The sequence below is a fragment of the Enterobacter sp. AC1 genome, assembly GCF_050434705.1.
GTDB classification, from domain to species: Bacteria; Pseudomonadota; Gammaproteobacteria; order Enterobacterales; family Enterobacteriaceae; genus Enterobacter; species Enterobacter cloacae_L.
The window spans coordinates 443,828-462,002 of the sequence record NZ_JBNDIZ010000003.1; the positions used below are offsets into that span (position 1 = coordinate 443,828).

Genomic DNA, 18,175 nt, shown 5'->3' on the forward strand with positions numbered 1-18,175 from the left:
GAATTTTGATGTGAATCGGGATTGCGCGAATCAGTATTAATCCCTTAGGAGCAGAGAGCGCAATCCGGCGGCTTTATTTTCAATCTCCTGCCACTCCTGCTCCGGGTCAGACCCGCTGACAATGCCGGCGCCGGCGTAAAGCCGCAGGGAATCCTCCAGCACGCGGGCGGAGCGCAACGCCACGCAGAACTCACTTTGATCGGGCGATAAATACCCGGCCGAACCGGCGTACCACTCGCGGTTAAAGGGTTCAACCTTCTGGATAAACTCGCGTGCAGGCTGTCGCGGCAATCCGGCGACGGCCGCGGTTGGCTGCAGCATGTTAAGACACTGCTCATCATCGGCCTGCTTGAGTTCTGTCCAGATACAGCGGCGCAAATGCTGCACTTTACGCAGGCGCACCACCTGGGCTGGCAGTACCTCAAGCGTCTGCGTGTGGTGCTGAAGACGCTGACAGATATCTTCCACAACCAGCATATTTTCGCGCTGGTTTTTATCGTCATTCAGCAGCCACTCGCCCAGACGCTGCGCTTGTTTATCATCAGCGTGGCTGGCAACCGTGCCCGCCAGCGCTTCCGTGCGCAGCAGCCTGCCGCGCCGCCGCCAGAGACGCTCGGGCGTTGAGCCGAGAAAGGCGTTACCGGCGTCGAATACCATGCAGAAATGGTAGCAATGTAAATTCAGGGCGCGGCTGGCCGCCATCAGCGCGACGGGATTAATGCGCTGTGTAAACTGAAGATCGGTGGCCCTCGCAAGGACGACCTTCTCAAAATCACCGCCCGCGATGGTTTCGGTCGCCCTGCGGACAAGTCTCAGCCATTCGGCCTGTTGCGGCTGATGGGTTTCGCGCTCAACCTGAACGGCCAGCGGGCGGATAGGCCTGGCTGGCTGGAGCTGCTGTAAAAAATCCCGAGCGGCAAAGGCGTCGTCCTGAAGCGAGCGATCGCTCCATAATTGCAGGCGCAGCGTGGCGTTTCCGGCCGAGCGTCGCCAGAGCAGACGGGGTAAAAAGAGGCTGCCCTGCTCCGGGTTAAAGGCGTTCAGGCCGCAGATTCGGGTATCACCTGCCGCATTTTGCTCGCGCAAAAACTGCGAGGCTATCGCCAGAGATGAAAAATGGGCAACCGCCCCCAGCGCAGCCAGCTCTTCATCGCCGTTACGCTGCTGCCAGTAAAACTGAGGATAGCACTGCTGCGCCCCCAGCCAGGCAAGGGGATCGAAGGCATCGTTTAACGGGAAAGAGACGTCGAAATGACGTATGCCGGGTGCTGCGGGGAACGCTTGCGTAAGCTGGGTACGCAGATGCTCCAGCGCGAGGAAAATCGAATTCACGCGAACCTCTCCCTGTTAAAACCTCGTATTATACGGGGTACTGACCATAAATAGCAGTACCCACGTATAGGGAGTGGTTAAGCGGCTTAACGACGGGCCAGCAGCAGGCCGAGAACCAGGCCAACAGCGGCGCCTACGCCAATACCCTGCCACGGCTTTTCATGCACGTAATCATCAGCACGATAAACCGCTTTTTTGGCGCGGTAGTAATAGGTATCAGACGCATGGCTGACGCGGTTTTTGACCTCATGCAGCGCCTGTTCGGCACGGGCTTTTAGCTCAATATATTTCTGATCGGCAGGGTCGCCCGAAGAACGTAACACCTCTTCCAGCGTTTCGCTCAGTAAGGCCAGATCGTCATCGATACGGGTATCCCAGGATTGAAATGACATAGTTTTCTCCATGTTAGTACACCAGTCCGCTAACTATAGCCAACGCGTCGCCATTACGCCTGTTTCACTTCCCGCGCCATGCCGATGTGGGGAATGCCATCTTCGTCATACACTTCCGTTACCGGCGCGAAGCCAAAGTGGGCATAGAACGACTGCAGGTGCGCCTGCGCGCCCAGGTATAACGCCTTGTCCGGCCACTGTTTCTGGCACGCTTCCAGCGTTTTTTCCATAAGCTGGTAGCCCAGTTTTTCACCGCGCGCCTTGCCGCTGATGATGACGCGGCCAATGACGACAGGCTCAAAATCGTCTTCGCTTTTCAGAATCCTCGCATACGCGACCAGCCCGTTATCGCGCCAGCCGAGGATATGACGGTTCTCGCCGACAAGGTCATCGCCGTCGATGTCCTGATACGGGCAGGTCTGTTCTACAACAAATACTTCACAGCGCAGTTTAAGCAGCGCGTAGAGCGAATGTACGGTGAGGTCGCTATGGTGTAAATCTTGCCACTGGATCATGTCATTCTCCTTCCTGGGGTTCATCACGTTATACTAAACCCCTCCCCGTTCGGCAAAGGGCTGATTGCGTTATGGAACTGATTTTTCTGGGTACGTCCGCTGGCGTGCCAACCCGCTCACGAAATGTGACGGCGATTCTGCTGGATCTTAAGCACCCAACCCGCGGCGGGCTATGGCTGTTTGACTGTGGTGAAGGGACGCAGCATCAGCTATTACATACCGCTTATCACCCGGGCAAGCTGGATAAAATCTTTATCACTCACCTGCATGGCGACCATCTCTTTGGCCTGCCCGGTCTGCTGTGCAGCCGCTCAATGGCCGGTAATGCCAACCCGCTAACGATTTATGGGCCTGCGGGTGTGGGAGAATTTGTTGAAACCACGCTGCGCCTGAGCGGCTCGTGGACGGATTATCCGCTGGAGGTCGTTGAGATTAGCGACGGTCTGGTTTTCGATGACGGGGATTATATCGTCACCGCCCAACCGCTCAATCATCCCGTGGAGTGCTATGGCTACCGCATTGAGGCGCATGACAAACCCGGCGCGCTGGATGCCGCCGCGCTAATGGCCGATGGCGTTAAGCCCGGGCCGCTGTTCCAGCGCCTGAAGCACGGAGAGACCGTCACGCTGGAGGACGGGCGCGTTATTAACGGCCAGGATTATCTCGCCGCACCGCAACCCGGCAAAAAACTGGTGATTTTTGGCGACACGGCCCCGTGCCCGGCGGCGCTCACGCTGGCCCAGGGCGTGGACGTGATGGTGCACGAAGCCACGCTTGAAGCGGCAATGGAAGAGAAAGCCAACAGCCGTGGCCATAGCTCCACGCGTCAGGCGGCGCAGCTTGCCCGTGACGCGGGCGTCGGGAGGCTCATCGTCACCCACGTCAGTTCACGCTACGACGCGCGGGGATGCGCAAGCCTGCTGGCGGAGTGCCGCGCGCTGTTCCCGGAATGTGAGCTGGCCGAAGATTTCGCTCAGGTCAGCGTTTAGTCCTTCATTTTTCTCTCAGGATGCCGATAACGATTAAAAGGTCAGCATTTCTCTCGAGGGTAGAATGGATAATTTCCAGAAAGATATTGATGACAGGGCGAATCTGACCCTGTCGAACCGTTTTGAACTGTTGCTGTTCCGTCTGGGCACCTCTCTTAACGAAAATAAATCCGAGCTGTTTGGCATTAACGTCTTTAAGCTGCGCGAAATTGTGCCGATGCCGGAGTTCACGAAACCCGCAGGGATGAAATCACCGCTGATGGGAATGGTGAATATTCGCGATCAGGTGATTCCGGTGATCGATCTGGCCGCCGTAGCGGGCTGTAAGCCCACGACCGGGCTGAACATTCTGCTGATCACCGAATATGCCCGCAGCGTGCAGGCGTTTGCCGTGGAATCGGTTGAGAACATCATGCGTCTGGACTGGAAGCAGGTGCACGCGGCGGAAACCGCCGTCAGCGGCCGCTATATCACCAGCATAGCCTGCCTGGACGAGAAGACCGATACCAACGATCTGGCAATGGTGCTGGACGTTGAGCAGATCCTGTATGACATCACCCCGGCCAATCACGATCTGCACGCCACAAACCTGAAGACCACCAAATTCCATATTAAGCCAGGCGCTGTCGCCATCGTCGCGGAAGACTCCAAAGTCGCGCGTTCGATGCTGGAGAAAGGCCTGCAGGCGATGGAGATACCGGCGCAGCTGCATATCACCGGTAAAGAGGCGTGGGAAAAAATTGGCGTGCTGGCGGCACAGGCGCAGGCTGAAGGGGTGCCGATCACCGATAAGATCGCTCTGGTGCTGACCGACCTCGAAATGCCGGAGATGGACGGCTTTACGCTGACGCGTAAAATCAAAACCGACCCGTTCCTGAAAGACATTCCGGTGGTGATCCACTCTTCCCTTTCCGGCAACGCCAACGAAGATCATATTCGTAAGGTGAAGGCGGACGGTTACGTGGCGAAGTTTGAGCTGAACGAGCTGTCGTCGGTGATTGAGGAAGTGCTGGACCGCTCGATGAAGAAGATTGACGGGCCGCTTATAAGCAGGAAGCAGCTGGCTTAAGTCTGGTGCGGGCTGGTGCCCTCACCCCGTCCCTCTCCCACAGGGAGAGGGCGAAAACCATAAAAAAACCCGCCGAGGCGGGTTTTTGTTTTTACATTAACGGCATCGCTCGCTGCACGATATCAATCAGCGGCTGCGGATAGATACCGAAGATCAGCACCAGCAGTGCGGAGATGAGCACCACAATACCGCCGGCGCTGTACTGCCAGTTGGTTGGGGCATCACGGTTGAGCTGCTGAGGTGCACTCAGGTACAGGCTCACTGCCACACGCAGGTAGTAGTACAGACCAATCGCGGAGCCGATAACCACGCCCGCGGTCAGCCACCACAGGTGCGCCTGCACACCGACGGCCAGCACGTAGAACTTACCGATGAAGCCCAGCGTCATCGGGATACCCGCCAGAGAGAGCATCATCACGGTCATCACCGCGGACAGAATTGGACGGTGCCAGAACAGACCACGGTAGGAGAACAGTGAATCGGCATCCGGACCACGGTACGGGCTGGACATCAGGCTCACCACGCCGAACGCGCCGAGGCTGCTGAACAGGTAACCGGCCAGATACACGCCCACGGCTTCCATCGACATCTCACCGCTCTGCAGCGCAATCAGCGCCACCATCAGGTAGCCCAGATGAGAGATAGACGAGTAGCCCAGCAGACGTTTGATGTTGGTCTGGCTCAGCGCCATCAGGTTTCCGAAGATGATGGAGACGAAAGCGATGATGCCCAGCACCACGCGAATCGCTTCGCTGTCACCCACCGGTGCGTACAGGAACAGACGCATCACCACCCCGAAGATAGCGATTTTGCTCGCCGTCGCCAGGAAGGTCGACACCGGAGCCGGAGCGCCCTGGTAGACGTCTGGCGTCCACAGGTGGAACGGAACCAGAGAGAGCTTGAAGCCAAGGCCAACAATCATCATGCCCAGACCCGCCAGCAGCAGCGGCTCATGCAGCATGCCGTCGCCGAGGCTCTTGCCGAGCGCCATGAAGGAGAGATTACCGGACTGTGCGTACAGCAGCGCAATACCAAACAGCAGGAACGAGGAGGCCGCCGCAGACAGGATGGTGTACTTGATGCTGGCTTCCAGAGAGCGCTTCTGACGGAAGGCGTAACCAATCAGACCGAACAGCGGCAGAGAGATCAGCTCAATGCCGAGGAACAGCGCGGCCAGGTGGTTCGCGTTCGCCAGCAGAATGCCGCCCAGCGCGGCAATCAGAACCAGCAGGTAAAACTCTTCTTTATTGTCGTTGTAGCCTTCAAGCCACGGATACGCAAAGGTACAGGTTGCCAGGCTCGCCAGCAGAACCAGACCGGTATACAGCATGGCGTAACCGTCAACGCGCATCAGCGGGGTGACGTCCATCGCCCCACCCTGGCCAACAAACCAGAGAGAGACTAACGCGGCGTTCAGGCCGATGACCGACAGCGTGGCATTCAGGAAGTGATTGCGTCGCCACGCAATGGAGAGCATCACAACCACCACCGTCAATCCGACGATCAGCAGCGGTAGCAGCGCGATCAGTTGTTGTGGAGTTATTGTCATGGCGAATTACGGCCTTGTAGTAGAAGCAGAATTAACAAACCACTGCTGGATGTTACCCATCGCGCTGTGCGAGGTATCCAGAATCGGCTGCGGGAAGAAGCCCAGCAGCACCAGCAGCACGACCAGCAGCAGGATGATGAACAGCTCACGCAGCGACATCCCCGGCAGTTCTTGTGCAGCAATTTCGCTCTTCGCTTTACCGAAGTAAGCGCGATGCAGCATCGCCAGCGAGTACACGGAAGCGAACACCAGACCAAAGGTGGAGATCACGGTAATCACCGGTACCACTTTGAAGCTGCCGAACAGAATCATAAATTCGCCGACGAAGTTACCGGTGCCCGGCATCCCCAGGGTGGCAACCGCGAAGAACATGGAGAGCGCTGGCAGCCATTTAATTTTGCTCCACAGGCCGCCCATCATACGCATGTCGCGAGTATGCAGACGTTCGTACAGCTGGCCGCACAGGATGAAGAGGCCGGCTGCGGACAGACCGTGCGCAATCATCTGGATAACCGCGCCCTGGTACGCCAGCTGGCTGCCGGTGTAGATGGCAATCAGCACGAAGCCCATGTGGGAAACGGAGGTATAGGCAATAAGACGCTTGATGTCGTACTGCGTGAAGGCCATCCAGGCACCGTAGAAGATACCGATCACACCCAGCCACATGGCAATCGGTGCGAACTCAGCGGAGGCATTCGGGAACAGCGGCAGTGCGAAACGCAGCAGACCGTAGGCCGCCGTTTTCAGCAAGATGCCCGCCAGGTCAACGGAACCCGCTGTTGGCGCCTGAGAGTGCGCGTCTGGCAGCCAGCCGTGCAGAGGAACCACCGGCATTTTCACCGCGAACGCGATGAAGAAGCCCAGCATCAGCAGGTATTCAACGCCGTGCGACATCGGGGTCTTCAGCAGGTCTTCGTAGTTGAAGGTCCAGGTGCCGGTCGCATTGTGATGAACAAACACCAGCGCCAGAATAGCGATCAGCATCACCAGACCACTCGCCTGGGTATAGATGAAGAACTTGGTTGCCGCCGTGATACGCGTTTTACCGTCGGACGCCTTATGGCCCCACAGCGCGATCAGGAAGTACATCGGCACCAGCATCATCTCCCAGAAGAAGAAGAACAGGAACATGTCGATGGCAAGGAACACGCCGATAACGCCGCCCAGGATCCACATCAGGTTCAGGTGGAAGAAGCCCTGGTATTTTTCGATTTCACGCCAGGAGCAGAGTACCGCCAGAACGCCGAGCAGACCAGTCAGCACCACCATCAGCAGCGACAGACCGTCAATCGCCAGGTGGATCGTAATGCCGAAACGTGGGATCCACGGCAGGATAAACTCAGACTGCCACTGCGGAATGCCCGCAGACTGGGTCAGAGAGTAGCCACCCTGCAACCAGAGTTGCAGACCAAGCGCGAGCGTCAATCCCATGGTGATCAGCGCGATCCAGCGCGGCATCTTCACGCCAAAGCGTTCAGTCTGCCAGCACAGGAAGCCGCCGATGAAGGGAATTAATATTAGCCAGGGTAGTAACATGGCGATTTACATTCCTTTTTAAGGCCCCCAGCAGGGGCCTGATTTTCAACGAATTCGAATAAAATTCACTTAACGATCAACGCAACACCATCAGCAGCGCCAGCACGACAACCGCACCGATGCTCATGGACGCCACATACCAGCGCAGATAACCGTTCTCGCTGTACAGCAGGCCTTTACCTGCAAAGCGGGAGAGGATCGCCGGGATATTCATCAGGCTGTTTAGCGGGTCGCGCTTCAGCAGCCACGCAATGCCCAGGAACGGCTTAACGAAGATCATGTCGTACAGCCAGTCGAAGCCCCACGCGTTGTACCACCAGGTGCCCAGCAGACGGCCTGGCGCACTGTTGGCCACGGCAGTCACCAGCGTACGTTTGCCCAGCCACAGCCATGCAGCGATCAGGATGCCCGCGATAGCGACCACGCCGGAGGTGATTTCAAGCGTCAGAACGCGACCGTGCTCAAGCTCGGTGGTGTCTGGCAGTACGCCCTGCAGCGGTGGCACAATCATCGCGCCAACGAAGGTGGACAGTACCAGCAGCACAATCAGCGGCAGGTGGTGGGTAATCCCCTTCCCTGCGTGAGCGTGAATTTGTTCTTTACCGTGGAATACGATGAAAATCATACGGAAGGTATACAGGGAGGTCATGAATGCACCGACCAGACCCGCAACCATCAGATTGATATGACCATTCGCCATGGCACCCGCAAGGATTTCGTCCTTACTGAAGAAGCCCGCGGTAATCAGCGGCAGTGCCGCCAGCGCCGCGCCGCCGACCAGGAAGCAGATATACACCAGCGGGATGGACTTACGCAGTCCGCCCATCTTGAAGATGTTCTGCTCGTGATGGCAGGCCAGGATCACGGAACCGGATGAGAGGAACAGCAGCGCTTTAAAGAACGCGTGCGTCATCAGGTGGAAAATGGCTGCGTCCCACGCCTGAACGCCCAGCGCGAGGAACATGTAACCAATCTGGCTCATGGTGGAATACGCGAGAACGCGTTTGATGTCGGTCTGCACCAGCGCGGCAAAGCCTGCCAGCACCAGCGTAACCGCACCGACGATACCCACCAGATGCAGAATTTCCGGAGTCATCAGGAACAAGCCATGGGTACGCGCAATCAGGTAGACACCCGCGGTGACCATGGTCGCGGCGTGGATCAGCGCGGAGACAGGGGTTGGGCCCGCCATCGCGTCGGCCAGCCATGTCTGCAACGGCAGCTGCGCGGATTTACCCACGGCACCACCCAGCAGCATCAGCGTTGCCCACCACAGCATGTTGTTGCCTGCGGCGAAGTGCGCCGGCGCCAGTTCCACCATTTCGCGGAAGTTCAGCGTGCCCAGTTCGTTGTAAAGAATGAACAGCGCGAAGGCTAGGAAGACGTCACCCACGCGGGTTACGACGAACGCTTTCATGGCCGCCGCGCCATTCTTCGGATCGGTATAGTAGAAACCGATCAGCAGGTAAGAACACAGACCCACGCCTTCCCAGCCCAGATACATCAGCAGCAGGTTATCGGCCAGGACCAGAACCACCATGCTGGCGATAAACAGGTTGGTGTAGGCGAAGAAGCGGGAGTAACCCTCTTCACCGCGCATGTACCAGGAAGCGAACATGTGGATCAGGAAGCCGACGCCAGTGACCACGGAGAGCATGGTCAGCGAAAGACCATCCAGCACCAGGTTGAAGCCGATGTTGAAATCACCGACCGACATCCAGGTCCACAGCGGAACGCTGAATGGCTGACGTCCGTTGTTAAAGAAGTCGATACCCGCATACGCCGTCACCAGCGCAGCCAGACCGATTGAGCCAATGCCCACGGTCGCAGACAGATTCTCAGACCAGCGGCCGCGAGAAAACGCCAGCAGCACGAAGCCAATCAGCGGAAAAATAATGGTTAAGGCAAGCATGTTCATCCACGCAACTCACTTACTGAATCGATGTTCAGGTTCTGGCGGCGACGATGGAGCTGCAGTAACAGCGCCAGGCCAATACTCGCTTCGGCAGCCGCAAGGCTGATGGCGAGAATGTACATCACCTGACCATCGGTCTGGCCCCAGTAGCTTCCGGCGACCACGAAGGCCAACGCGGAGGCGTTAATCATGATTTCCAGGCCGATCAGCATAAACAGCAGATTGCGGCGGATAACCAGACCGGTCAAACCCAGAACGAATAAAATCGCAGCGAGGATCAGTCCATGTGTTAAGGGGATCATGCGCGCTCCTCCGTTTTTCTTTTCGCGCGGTCGTCAGTGCGGTTGCTCAGCACCTCGCCAGCGCGCTCTTCGCGGCCAACGTGGAAAGCAACAACCAGACCTGCCAGCAGCAGCATTGAGGCCAGTTCAACCGCCAGAACGTATGGGCCAAAGAGCGTGATACCGACCTCTTTAGCACTGATTGGCGTTCCGTCGATGCCCTGATCGTTTACGCCCAGAATGGCGTAAACGATCACCACCAGCATGATGGCCGACAAGATTGCCGGGCCAATCCACACCTGCGGTTTTAACCACTGACGTTCCTGCTCAATTTCAGAGCCGCCCAGGTTCAGCATCATCACCACGAACACGAACAGCACCATAATGGCCCCGGCGTAGACGATGATTTCCAGCGCACCGGCGAAGTGCGCGCCAAGCGCAAAGAACACCCCGGAAATGGCCAGCAGCGAGATGATTAAGTACAGCAGCGCATGCACCGGATTGGTGTGCGTAATCACTCGCAGCGTAGCCAGGATGGCGATAAGGCCACAGATATAAAAAGCGAATTCCATTGCCCTCTCCTTACGGTAACAGGCTCTTGACGTCGATAGGCTTAGCTTCGTTCTCTGCTTCGCCTTTATCTTTGCCGTCGATTGCCATACCCGCCATCCGGTAGAAGTTATATTCCGGGTATTTACCCGGACCGGAAATCAGCAGATCCTCTTTCTCGTACACCAGGTCCTGACGCTTGTACTCACCCAGCTCGAAGTCTGGAGTCAGCTGAATCGCCGTGGTTGGGCACGCTTCTTCACACAGACCGCAGAAGATGCAGCGTGAGAAGTTGATGCGGAAGAACTCAGGGTACCAGCGGCCGTCTACCGTCTCTGCTTTCTGCAGAGAGATACAGCCTACCGGGCACGCTACCGCACACAGGTTACAGGCAACGCAGCGCTCGGAACCGTCCGGGTCGCGCGTCAGCACGATACGGCCACGGTAGCGCGGCGGCAGATATACCGGCTCTTCCGGGTACATCCGGGTTTCGCGTTTGGCAAACGCGTGCAGGCCGATCATCCAGATACTGCGTACCTGGGTACCGAAGCCTACCAGTAATTCTTTTAAGGTCATGGTCTATAGCCCCTTATGGCTGCTGCCAGAGAATGACAGCCGCCGTTACCAACAAGTTGACGAGCGTCAGCGGCAGGCACACTTTCCAGCCGAAGGACATTACCTGGTCATAACGTGGACGCGGTAACGCTGCGCGAATCAAAATGAACATCATCATGAAGAACGCGGTTTTCAGCGCGAACCAGATGAACGGCGGTAAGAACGGGCCATGCCAGCCACCAAAGAACAGCGTTACCATCAACGCGGAAATGGTGACGATACCGATGTACTCGCCCACAAAGAACAGACCGAACTTCATACCGGAATATTCAATGTGGTAACCGTCGGCCAGTTCCTGTTCGGCTTCTGGCTGGTCAAACGGGTGACGGTGACACACGGCCACGCCCGCGATAGCAAAGGTAATAAACCCAAAGAACTGCGGGATAACGTTCCAGATGTCGGCCTGGTTGTTGACGATGTCGGTCATGTTGAATGAACCGGCCTGCGCCACCACGCCCATCAGGGACAGACCCAGGAACACTTCGTAGCTCAGCGTCTGCGCGGAAGCACGCATCGCACCCAGCAGCGAGTATTTGTTGTTACTGGACCAGCCTGCGAACAGCACCGCGTACACCGCGAGGCCTGCCATCATCAGGAAGAACAGAATGCCGATGTTCAGGTCAGCGACCACCCAGGTCGGGCTGACGGGAACGATAGCAAACGCCAGCAGCAGCGAGGTGAAGGCGATCATCGGAGCCAGAGTAAAGATCACGCGGTCCGAGAAGCGCGGGATCCAGTCCTCTTTAAAGAACATCTTGATCATGTCCGCGACCAGCTGGAGTGAACCACCCCAGCCCACGCGGTTCGGTCCGTAACGGTTCTGGAACAGACCGAGCAGACGACGTTCACCAAAGCTCATGAACGCGCCGCAGGTGACCACCACCAGCAGAATCACAACCGCTTTCAGAATGCTCAGCAGGATGTCGATAAGATCCGGCGTTAACCAACTCATGCTTTTGCCTCCTGCAGGTTATCAAGACGCGCACCCGCCAGTACCGGCGCGATACCAGGCATACCCATCGGCAGACCCACCTGCCCTGCTGTCAGACCTTCGGAGATAATCAGCGGCAGGCTGATTGTCTGGCCGTCATAGCTAAAGGCAATGTGTGCACCCGCGTTAACGCCAAGCTTTGCGGCATCCGCCGGGTTGAGCTTGATGTACGGCTGCGGCATGCGGGTCTGGAAGACCGGTGAACGCTGGGACAGCTCGTCGCTACCGAACAGATGGTAGTACGGCGCAATGCGCCAGTTACCTTCCTGCGCCTGGAAGCTCGCCGGAACGGTGGTGAAGAAGTCCAGACCGGTTTCGGAGGCTTCAATCAGACGTACGCCCGGATCGCCGTGGCGCAGTGAACCACCCACTTCAGCCTGGAACTTGTTCCATGCCTGCGGGGAGTTCCAGCCCGGAGCCCATGCGAATGGGATCTGTGAACGCGGAGCAGACGGCTGGTTGTTCCCTTCCATTGAGAAGGCGAACATGGTGTCTTTATCCTGCGGCTGGCGCGGTTCATGCACGCTAATATTGGCGCGCATTGCGGTACGACCGCTGTAACGGTGAGGTTCTCGCGCCAGTTTCTGGCCGCGAATGCGGAAGCTTGCTTCAGGCGCGGCATCTTTAATGCCTGCCAGCTGAGGCAGTTTTTCGACTACCGCGTCGATAACGTGGTCGAGCTGCGTCCAGTCCACTTCACGGCTCTGCACGGTGCTGTGCAGGGAGTGCAGCCAGCGCCAGCTTTCCAGCATCACGGTGTTGCTGTCGTAGTACGCCGGGTCGTAAACCTGGAAGAAACGCTGCGCGCGGCCTTCGTTGTTGATTACCGTACCGTCGCTTTCCGCGAAGCTTGCCGCAGAGAGCACCAGGTGCGCTTTATCCATAATCGCGGTGCGCTGATGATCGATAACCATCACCAGCGGCGCTTTGGAGAGCGCGGCGTCTACGCGCGCGGCAGAAGCATGACGATGCAGGTCGTTTTCCAGCACCACAACGGCGTCAGCGGCACCGGATTCCAGTTCGCTTAACGCTTCTTCCAGCGAGCCGCCGCCAATCATGCCCAGACCAATGCTGTTTACCGCACGGGCAATCATGGTCACGCCGACGTCGGCACCGCGGCCTTTCAGGGCTTTGGCAACGTTGGCTGCGGCCTGAATGATCTCGGCGCTACCGGCGTTGGTCCCGGAAATAATCAGCGGTTTTTTCGCACCGGCCAGGGCCTGAACAATCACGTCGACCTTGTTCTGCAGGTCGCGATCCAGCTCAACGGCCGGAGAGTTGCTGTCCAGCGCGTGGGCAATCGCAAAGCCAAGACGCGCCTGATCTTCAACCGGTGCGCAGTAGGTCCACGCCGCGATGTCGTCCAGACGGGTATTATCAACGTTGGTCACAAACAGAGGATGCTTCGCGCGCTGACCGATGTTCAGGATTGCCGCAATCTGCCAGTCGGCCACTTTCTGCGCCGCTGCCATTTCACGTGCTTTACCCTTCACCGCCTGACGAACCGCCAGAGCCGCGCGTGCGCCGGTCTGCGTCAGGTCTTCACCCAGCACCAGAACCGCATCATAAGATTCAATTTCGCGCAGCGCAGGGGTGTGGACACCGCCTTCACGCAGCACCTTCAGCACCAGCTGCAGACGTTCCTGCTCGCCCTGGGCGATGCCGGTGTAGAAGTTTTCTGCGCCAACCAGCTCGCGCAGCGCGAAGTTGCTTTCGATGCTGGCGCGCGGGGAACCGATACCGATCACTTTCTTCGACTGGCGCAGAATGTCTGCCGCGCCCTGCATCGCCTGTTCAGCGTTCAGGGTAATGAAGTCGTCGCCACGGCGCTGAACCGGCTGACGCGGACGGTCTTTCAGGTTCACATAGCCATAGCCGAAACGACCGCGGTCGCACAGGAAGTAGTGGTTAACGGTGCCGTTGTAGCGGTTTTCGATACGACGCAGTTCGCCGTAGCGCTCGCCCGGGCTGGTGTTACAGCCGAGGGAACACTGCTGGCAGATGCTTGGCGCAAACTGCATGTCCCACTTACGGTTGTAGCGCTCGGAGTGGGTTTTATCGGTGAATACGCCGGTCGGGCAGATTTCCACCAGGTTACCGGAGAATTCGCTCTCAAGCACCCCGTCTTCCGGACGACCGAAGTAGACGTTATCGTGTGCGCCATAGACGCCCAGATCCTGGCCGTCCGCGTAATCTTTGTAGTAACGCACGCAGCGGTAGCAGGCGATGCAGCGGTTCATTTCGTGAGAGATGAACGGCCCCAGGTCCTGGTTACGGTGGGTACGCTTGGTAAAGCGATAGCGACGGAAGCTGTGACCGGTCATCACGGTCATATCCTGAAGGTGGCAGTTACCGCCCTCTTCGCAGACCGGACAGTCGTGCGGGTGGTTGGTCATCAACCATTCCACAACGCTTTCGCGGAACTGTTTCGCTTCTTCGTCATCAATCGAAATAAAGGTGCCTTCGGTGGCTGGCGTCATACAGGACATCACCAGGCGACCACGCGTGTCTTCCGCGTTTTGATATTGCTTCACCGCACACTGGCGGCAAGCACCGACGCTGCCCAGCGCCGGATGCCAGCAAAAATACGGAATATCAAGGCCGAGCGACAGACAAGCTTCCAGCAGGTTGTCCGCCCCGTTGACCTCATATTCTTTGCCGTCTACATGAATCGTAGCCATTAGCATGCTTCCAGTTGGCTCAGTCGAAACCGAGCGTTAATCAAAATTCTTGTCGTTACCAGCGCGCTTTAAGCAGGTTCGGCTGAATCCCATTAATCGCATGAGTATTGCTGAACGGCTGCTTGATGCCTGCTTCGAACTCGTCGCGGAAATATTTAATCGCGCTCTGCAGAGGTTCGACGGCACCCGGTGCGTGGGCACAGAAGGTTTTACCCGGGCCTAAGAATCGACACAGCTGCTCAAGCGTCTCGATATCCCCTGGCTGGCCTTCGCCACGTTCGATAGCACGCAGGATCTTCACGCTCCACGGCAGACCGTCACGGCATGGTGTACACCAGCCGCAGGACTCGCGGGCGAAGAACTCTTCCAGGTTACGCACCAGCGATACCATGCCGATCTCGTGGTCGACGGCCATCGCCAGCGCCGTCCCCAGACGGCTGCCTGCTTTACCAATGCTTTCGAATTCCATTGGCAGGTCAAGGTGAGCTTCGGTCAGGAAGTCTGTCCCTGCCCCACCCGGCTGCCAGGCTTTGAATTTCAGGCCATCGCGCATGCCGCCGGCGTAGTCTTCAAGAATTTCGCGCGCGGTGGTACCGAACGGCAGTTCCCAGACGCCAGGATTTTTAACGCGGCCGGAGAAGCCCATCAGCTTGGTACCAGCATCTTTACTTGAGGAGATGCCCTGATACCACTCCACGCCGTTGGCGAGGATTGCCGGAACGTTACACAGGGTTTCGACGTTGTTTACGCAAGTCGGTTTACCCCATACGCCGGAGCTTGCCGGGAACGGTGGCTTAGAACGCGGGTTCGCACGGCGACCTTCCAGGGAGTTAATCAGCGCGGTTTCTTCACCGCAGATATAACGCCCGGCACCGGTGTGCACGAACAGTTCGAAGTCAAAGCCGGTGCCCAGGATGTTTTTACCCAGCAGGCCCGCTTCGGTGGCTTCGGCAATCGCACGACGCAGGTTTTCTGCCGCTTCGATGTACTCACCGCGCAGGAAGATGTAGCCACGGTAGGCTTTCAGCGCGAACGCGGAGATCAGCATGCCTTCCACCAGCAGGTGCGGCAGCTGTTCCATCAGCAGGCGGTCTTTATAGGTGCCCGGCTCCATTTCATCAGCGTTACACAGCAGGTAACGGATGTTCATGGATTCGTCTTTCGGCATCAGGCTCCACTTCAGACCGGTGGAGAAGCCCGCGCCGCCGCGCCCTTTCAGGCCAGAATCTTTCACCGCATTTACGATGTCGTCCGGCGCCATGCCGCCGAGGGCTTTACGCGCACCGGCATAGCCGTTTTTGCTCTGATATTCGTCGAGCCATACCGGCTGTTTGTCATCACGCAGACGCCAGGTCAGCGGATGCGTCTCAGCAGTACGAATTACAGTTTTCATTTGTACTGCTCCAGCAGGTCAGGAATCGCTTCCGGCGTCAGATGGCTGTGAGTGTCCTCATCAATCATCATGGTCGGCCCCTTGTCGCAGTTACCCAGGCAGCAGGTCGGCAGCAGCGTAAAGCGACCGTCGAACGTGGTCTGGCCCGGCTTGATATTGAGTTTTTTCTCAATCGCAGCCTGAATGCCCTGATAGCCGGTAATGTGGCAGACAACGCTGTCACAGTAGCGGATCACATGGCGGCCAACCGGCTGACGGAAGATCTGGCTGTAGAACGTGGCTACGCCTTCTACGTCACTTGCCGGAATACCCAGCACTTTTGCGATCTCATAGATCGCCCCATCCGGCACCCAACCACGCTGTTTCTGTACGATTTTCAGCGCTTCAATGGACGCCGCACGCGGGTCTTCGTAGTGGTGCATCTCGTGCTCAATGGCGGCACGTTCTGCTTCACTCAGCTCAAAAGCCTCGGTTTGTGGTTGTTGATTCTCGTGCATAATTAGCGGTCCACATCTGACATAACAAAATCGATACTACCCAGATACACAATCAGGTCGGAGACCAGACTGCCGCGGATGGCGGACGGGATCTGCTGCAGGTGCGCAAAGCTCGGCGTACGCACGCGGGTGCGGTAGCTCATGGTGCTGCCGTCGCTGGTCAGGTAGTAACTGTTAATACCCTTGGTCGCTTCAATCATCTGGAAGGATTCTTGCGCCGGCATGACCGGGCCCCAGGAAACCTGCAGGAAGTGGGTGATCAGGGTTTCGATATGTTGCAGCGTGCGCTCTTTCGGCGGCGGCGTGGTCAGCGGGTGATCCGCTTTGAACGGGCCTTCCGGCATGTTGTTGAGGCACTGCTCAAGGATGCGCAGACTCTGGCGCAGCTCTTCTACTTTCAGCATCACGCGGGTGTAGCAGTCGGAAACACCGCCGCCAACCGGGACTTCAAAGTCGAAGTTCTCGTAGCCAGAGTAAGGACGCGCTTTACGCACGTCGAAATCAATACCGGTTGCGCGCAGACCTGCACCGGTGGTCCCCCACTCCAGCGCTTCTTTCGCGCCGTAGGCAGCAACGCCCTGGGAACGGCCTTTCAGGATGGTGTTACGCAGTGCGGCTTTCTCGTAAGACGCCAGACGTTTTGGCATCCAGTCGAGGAATTCACGCAGCAGACGGTCCCAGCCGCGCGGCAGATCGTGCGCCACACCGCCGATACGGAACCAGGCCGGGTGCATACGGAAGCCGGTTATCGCTTCGACCAGATCGTAAATTTTCTGACGGTCGGTAAAGGCGAAGAAGACCGGCGTCATCGCGCCGACGTCCTGAATGAACGTAGAGATGTACAGCAGGTGGCTGTTGATACGGAACAGCTCTGACAGCATGACGCGAATCACGTTAACGCGATCCGGCGTAACGATACCCGCCAGTTTCTCAACGGCCAGCACGTATGGCATTTCGTTTACGCAGCCGCCGAGGTACTCGATACGGTCGGTATACGGGATGTAGCTGTGCCAGGATTGACGCTCGCCCATCTTCTCGGCACCACGGTGGTGGTAGCCGATGTCCGGTACGCAGTCGACAATCTCTTCGCCATCAAGCTGAAGAATAATACGGAATGCACCGTGCGCGGACGGGTGGTTTGGACCGAGGTTGAGGAACATGAAGTCCTCGTTATCGGTACCGCGCTTCATGCCCCAGTCTTCCGGTTTGAAGGTCAGCGCTTCCATTTCCAGATCCTGCTTGGCTTTGGTCAGCTCAAACGGATCGAATTCGGTCGCACGTGCCGGGTAGTCTTTACGCAGCGGGTGGCCGGTCCAGGTCTGCGGCATCATGATGCGCGTCAGATGCGGGTGGCCGTCAAAGGTCATGCCGAACATTTCCCAGGTTTCACGCTCATACCAGTTGGCGTTTGGGAAAAGTTTGGTGATTGTCGGCAGATGCATGTCGTTTTCAGACAATGCCACCTTGAGCATGATATCCGTATTACGGTCTATTGAGATCAGGTGGTAGAAAACGGAAAAATCCGCAGCAGGGAGACCCTGGCGGTGGGTACGCAGACGTTCATCCATGCCGTGTAAGTCAAACAGCATGACGTACGGTTTTGGCAATTTCTTGAGGAAATCGACAACTTCCAGCAATTGCTCACGCTTCACCCAAACAACGGGTACCCCGGTGCGGGTAGCCTGAACGGTAAAGGCATCCGGCCCAAAACGGTTGCGCAGTTCGCCAATGACGGGGTCATCCAGATGATCCCTTGTCTGCCAGGCGGCTTCTTGCGCGGTTAAGTCGGTCATATTGTTCACCATTGCAAATGGTCCGTGGTGACTGTTGAGCCTGGCTTCGCGCTATTTGAGTAGTGATATGCGAAGGTA

Annotated in this window: 16 protein-coding genes; 2 read left to right on the forward strand and 14 right to left on the reverse strand. The window is 57.5% G+C overall.

Annotated features, from left to right (window positions below; all coding sequences use genetic code 11):
- Positions 1–36 precede the first annotated feature (36 nt).
- The 3 genes from menF to M2433_RS11805 all read right to left on the reverse strand — a co-directional run bounded on the left by menF (position 37) and on the right by M2433_RS11805 (position 2,239).
- The gene (gene menF, locus M2433_RS11795) at positions 37–1,332 is read right to left on the reverse strand and encodes an isochorismate synthase MenF (protein ID WP_429054216.1); all 1,296 of its coding nucleotides are present in this window, start codon (positions 1,330–1,332) and stop codon (positions 37–39) included.
- An 86-nt stretch (positions 1,333–1,418) separates the two neighbouring features.
- Positions 1,419–1,724, reverse strand: a complete 306-nt coding sequence (gene elaB, locus M2433_RS11800) for a stress response protein ElaB (protein WP_008500219.1) — start codon at positions 1,722–1,724, stop codon at positions 1,419–1,421.
- Positions 1,725–1,777: 53 nt separating this feature from the next.
- Positions 1,778–2,239, reverse strand: a complete 462-nt coding sequence (locus M2433_RS11805; RefSeq protein ID WP_429054215.1) for a GNAT family N-acetyltransferase — start codon at positions 2,237–2,239, stop codon at positions 1,778–1,780.
- A 71-nt stretch (positions 2,240–2,310) separates the two neighbouring features.
- Between M2433_RS11805 and rbn the strand changes: the two genes are divergently transcribed.
- Both rbn and M2433_RS11815 read left to right on the forward strand, forming a co-directional pair.
- The gene (rbn, locus tag M2433_RS11810; RefSeq protein WP_429054214.1) at positions 2,311–3,228 is read left to right on the forward strand and encodes a ribonuclease BN; all 918 of its coding nucleotides are present in this window, start codon (positions 2,311–2,313) and stop codon (positions 3,226–3,228) included.
- A gap of 64 nt (positions 3,229–3,292) precedes the next feature.
- Positions 3,293–4,297, forward strand: a complete 1,005-nt coding sequence (locus M2433_RS11815; protein ID WP_032643418.1) for a chemotaxis protein — start codon at positions 3,293–3,295, stop codon at positions 4,295–4,297.
- Positions 4,298–4,388: 91 nt separating this feature from the next.
- Here M2433_RS11815 and nuoN read toward each other — a convergent pair whose 3' ends face one another.
- The 11 genes from nuoN to nuoC all read right to left on the reverse strand — a co-directional run bounded on the left by nuoN (position 4,389) and on the right by nuoC (position 18,109).
- A complete protein-coding gene (nuoN, locus tag M2433_RS11820; RefSeq protein WP_429054211.1) occupies positions 4,389–5,846 on the reverse strand; it encodes an NADH-quinone oxidoreductase subunit NuoN in 1,458 nt (485 codons plus the stop codon).
- Between the two features lie 6 nt (positions 5,847–5,852).
- Positions 5,853–7,382 (reverse strand): NADH-quinone oxidoreductase subunit M, encoded by a 1,530-nt coding sequence (gene nuoM / locus M2433_RS11825; protein WP_023312532.1) that lies wholly within the window; start codon positions 7,380–7,382, stop codon positions 5,853–5,855.
- 76 nt (positions 7,383–7,458) lie between these two features.
- The gene (gene nuoL / locus M2433_RS11830) at positions 7,459–9,300 is read right to left on the reverse strand and encodes an NADH-quinone oxidoreductase subunit L (protein WP_032659160.1); all 1,842 of its coding nucleotides are present in this window, start codon (positions 9,298–9,300) and stop codon (positions 7,459–7,461) included.
- Positions 9,297–9,599 (reverse strand): NADH-quinone oxidoreductase subunit NuoK, encoded by a 303-nt coding sequence (gene nuoK / locus M2433_RS11835; RefSeq protein ID WP_003861496.1) that lies wholly within the window; start codon positions 9,597–9,599, stop codon positions 9,297–9,299. The genes nuoL and nuoK overlap by 4 nt, the downstream gene beginning before the upstream one ends.
- Positions 9,596–10,150: an NADH-quinone oxidoreductase subunit J gene (gene nuoJ / locus M2433_RS11840; RefSeq protein ID WP_047346614.1), complete on the reverse strand. Its 555-nt coding sequence runs from the start codon at positions 10,148–10,150 to the stop codon at positions 9,596–9,598. Before nuoJ ends, nuoK begins: the two co-directional genes overlap by 4 nt.
- Positions 10,151–10,160: 10 nt before the next feature.
- Positions 10,161–10,703, reverse strand: coding sequence for an NADH-quinone oxidoreductase subunit NuoI (gene nuoI, locus M2433_RS11845; RefSeq protein ID WP_003861491.1), 543 nt, complete (start codon positions 10,701–10,703; stop codon positions 10,161–10,163).
- Positions 10,704–10,716: 13 nt separating this feature from the next.
- Entirely contained in the window at positions 10,717–11,694 is a 978-nt protein-coding gene (nuoH, locus tag M2433_RS11850) for an NADH-quinone oxidoreductase subunit NuoH (RefSeq protein ID WP_047346615.1), read from the reverse strand.
- Positions 11,691–14,414, reverse strand: a complete 2,724-nt coding sequence (gene nuoG / locus M2433_RS11855) for an NADH-quinone oxidoreductase subunit NuoG (RefSeq protein WP_429054206.1) — start codon at positions 14,412–14,414, stop codon at positions 11,691–11,693. The genes nuoH and nuoG overlap by 4 nt, the downstream gene beginning before the upstream one ends.
- Positions 14,415–14,469: 55 nt before the next feature.
- The gene (nuoF, locus tag M2433_RS11860) at positions 14,470–15,807 is read right to left on the reverse strand and encodes an NADH-quinone oxidoreductase subunit NuoF (protein WP_023312536.1); all 1,338 of its coding nucleotides are present in this window, start codon (positions 15,805–15,807) and stop codon (positions 14,470–14,472) included.
- A complete protein-coding gene (gene nuoE, locus M2433_RS11865) occupies positions 15,804–16,304 on the reverse strand; it encodes an NADH-quinone oxidoreductase subunit NuoE (RefSeq protein ID WP_006176513.1) in 501 nt (166 codons plus the stop codon). The genes nuoF and nuoE overlap by 4 nt, the downstream gene beginning before the upstream one ends.
- 2 nt (positions 16,305–16,306) lie before the next feature.
- Entirely contained in the window at positions 16,307–18,109 is a 1,803-nt protein-coding gene (nuoC, locus tag M2433_RS11870; protein WP_023312537.1) for an NADH-quinone oxidoreductase subunit C/D, read from the reverse strand.
- Positions 18,110–18,175 lie beyond the last annotated feature (66 nt).

Bases quoted from the DNA above. Each gene is read 5' to 3' on its own strand.
- elaB (WP_008500219.1), bottom strand. From the start codon at position 1,724: ATGTCATTTCAATCCTGGGATACCCGTATCGATGACGATCTGGCCTTA.
- M2433_RS11805 (WP_429054215.1), bottom strand. From the start codon at position 2,239: ATGATCCAGTGGCAAGATTTACACCATAGCGACCTCACCGTACATTCG.
- rbn (WP_429054214.1), top strand. From the start codon at position 2,311: ATGGAACTGATTTTTCTGGGTACGTCCGCTGGCGTGCCAACCCGCTCA.
- M2433_RS11815 (WP_032643418.1), top strand. From the start codon at position 3,293: ATGGATAATTTCCAGAAAGATATTGATGACAGGGCGAATCTGACCCTG.
- nuoN (WP_429054211.1), bottom strand. From the start codon at position 5,846: ATGACAATAACTCCACAACAACTGATCGCGCTGCTACCGCTGCTGATC.
- nuoM (WP_023312532.1), bottom strand. From the start codon at position 7,382: ATGTTACTACCCTGGCTAATATTAATTCCCTTCATCGGCGGCTTCCTG.
- nuoL (WP_032659160.1), bottom strand. From the start codon at position 9,300: ATGAACATGCTTGCCTTAACCATTATTTTTCCGCTGATTGGCTTCGTG.
- nuoK (WP_003861496.1), bottom strand. From the start codon at position 9,599: ATGATCCCCTTAACACATGGACTGATCCTCGCTGCGATTTTATTCGTT.
- nuoJ (WP_047346614.1), bottom strand. From the start codon at position 10,150: ATGGAATTCGCTTTTTATATCTGTGGCCTTATCGCCATCCTGGCTACG.
- nuoI (WP_003861491.1), bottom strand. From the start codon at position 10,703: ATGACCTTAAAAGAATTACTGGTAGGCTTCGGTACCCAGGTACGCAGT.
- nuoH (WP_047346615.1), bottom strand. From the start codon at position 11,694: ATGAGTTGGTTAACGCCGGATCTTATCGACATCCTGCTGAGCATTCTG.
- nuoG (WP_429054206.1), bottom strand. From the start codon at position 14,414: ATGGCTACGATTCATGTAGACGGCAAAGAATATGAGGTCAACGGGGCG.
- nuoF (WP_023312536.1), bottom strand. From the start codon at position 15,807: ATGAAAACTGTAATTCGTACTGCTGAGACGCATCCGCTGACCTGGCGT.
- nuoE (WP_006176513.1), bottom strand. From the start codon at position 16,304: ATGCACGAGAATCAACAACCACAAACCGAGGCTTTTGAGCTGAGTGAA.
- nuoC (WP_023312537.1), bottom strand. From the start codon at position 18,109: ATGGTGAACAATATGACCGACTTAACCGCGCAAGAAGCCGCCTGGCAG.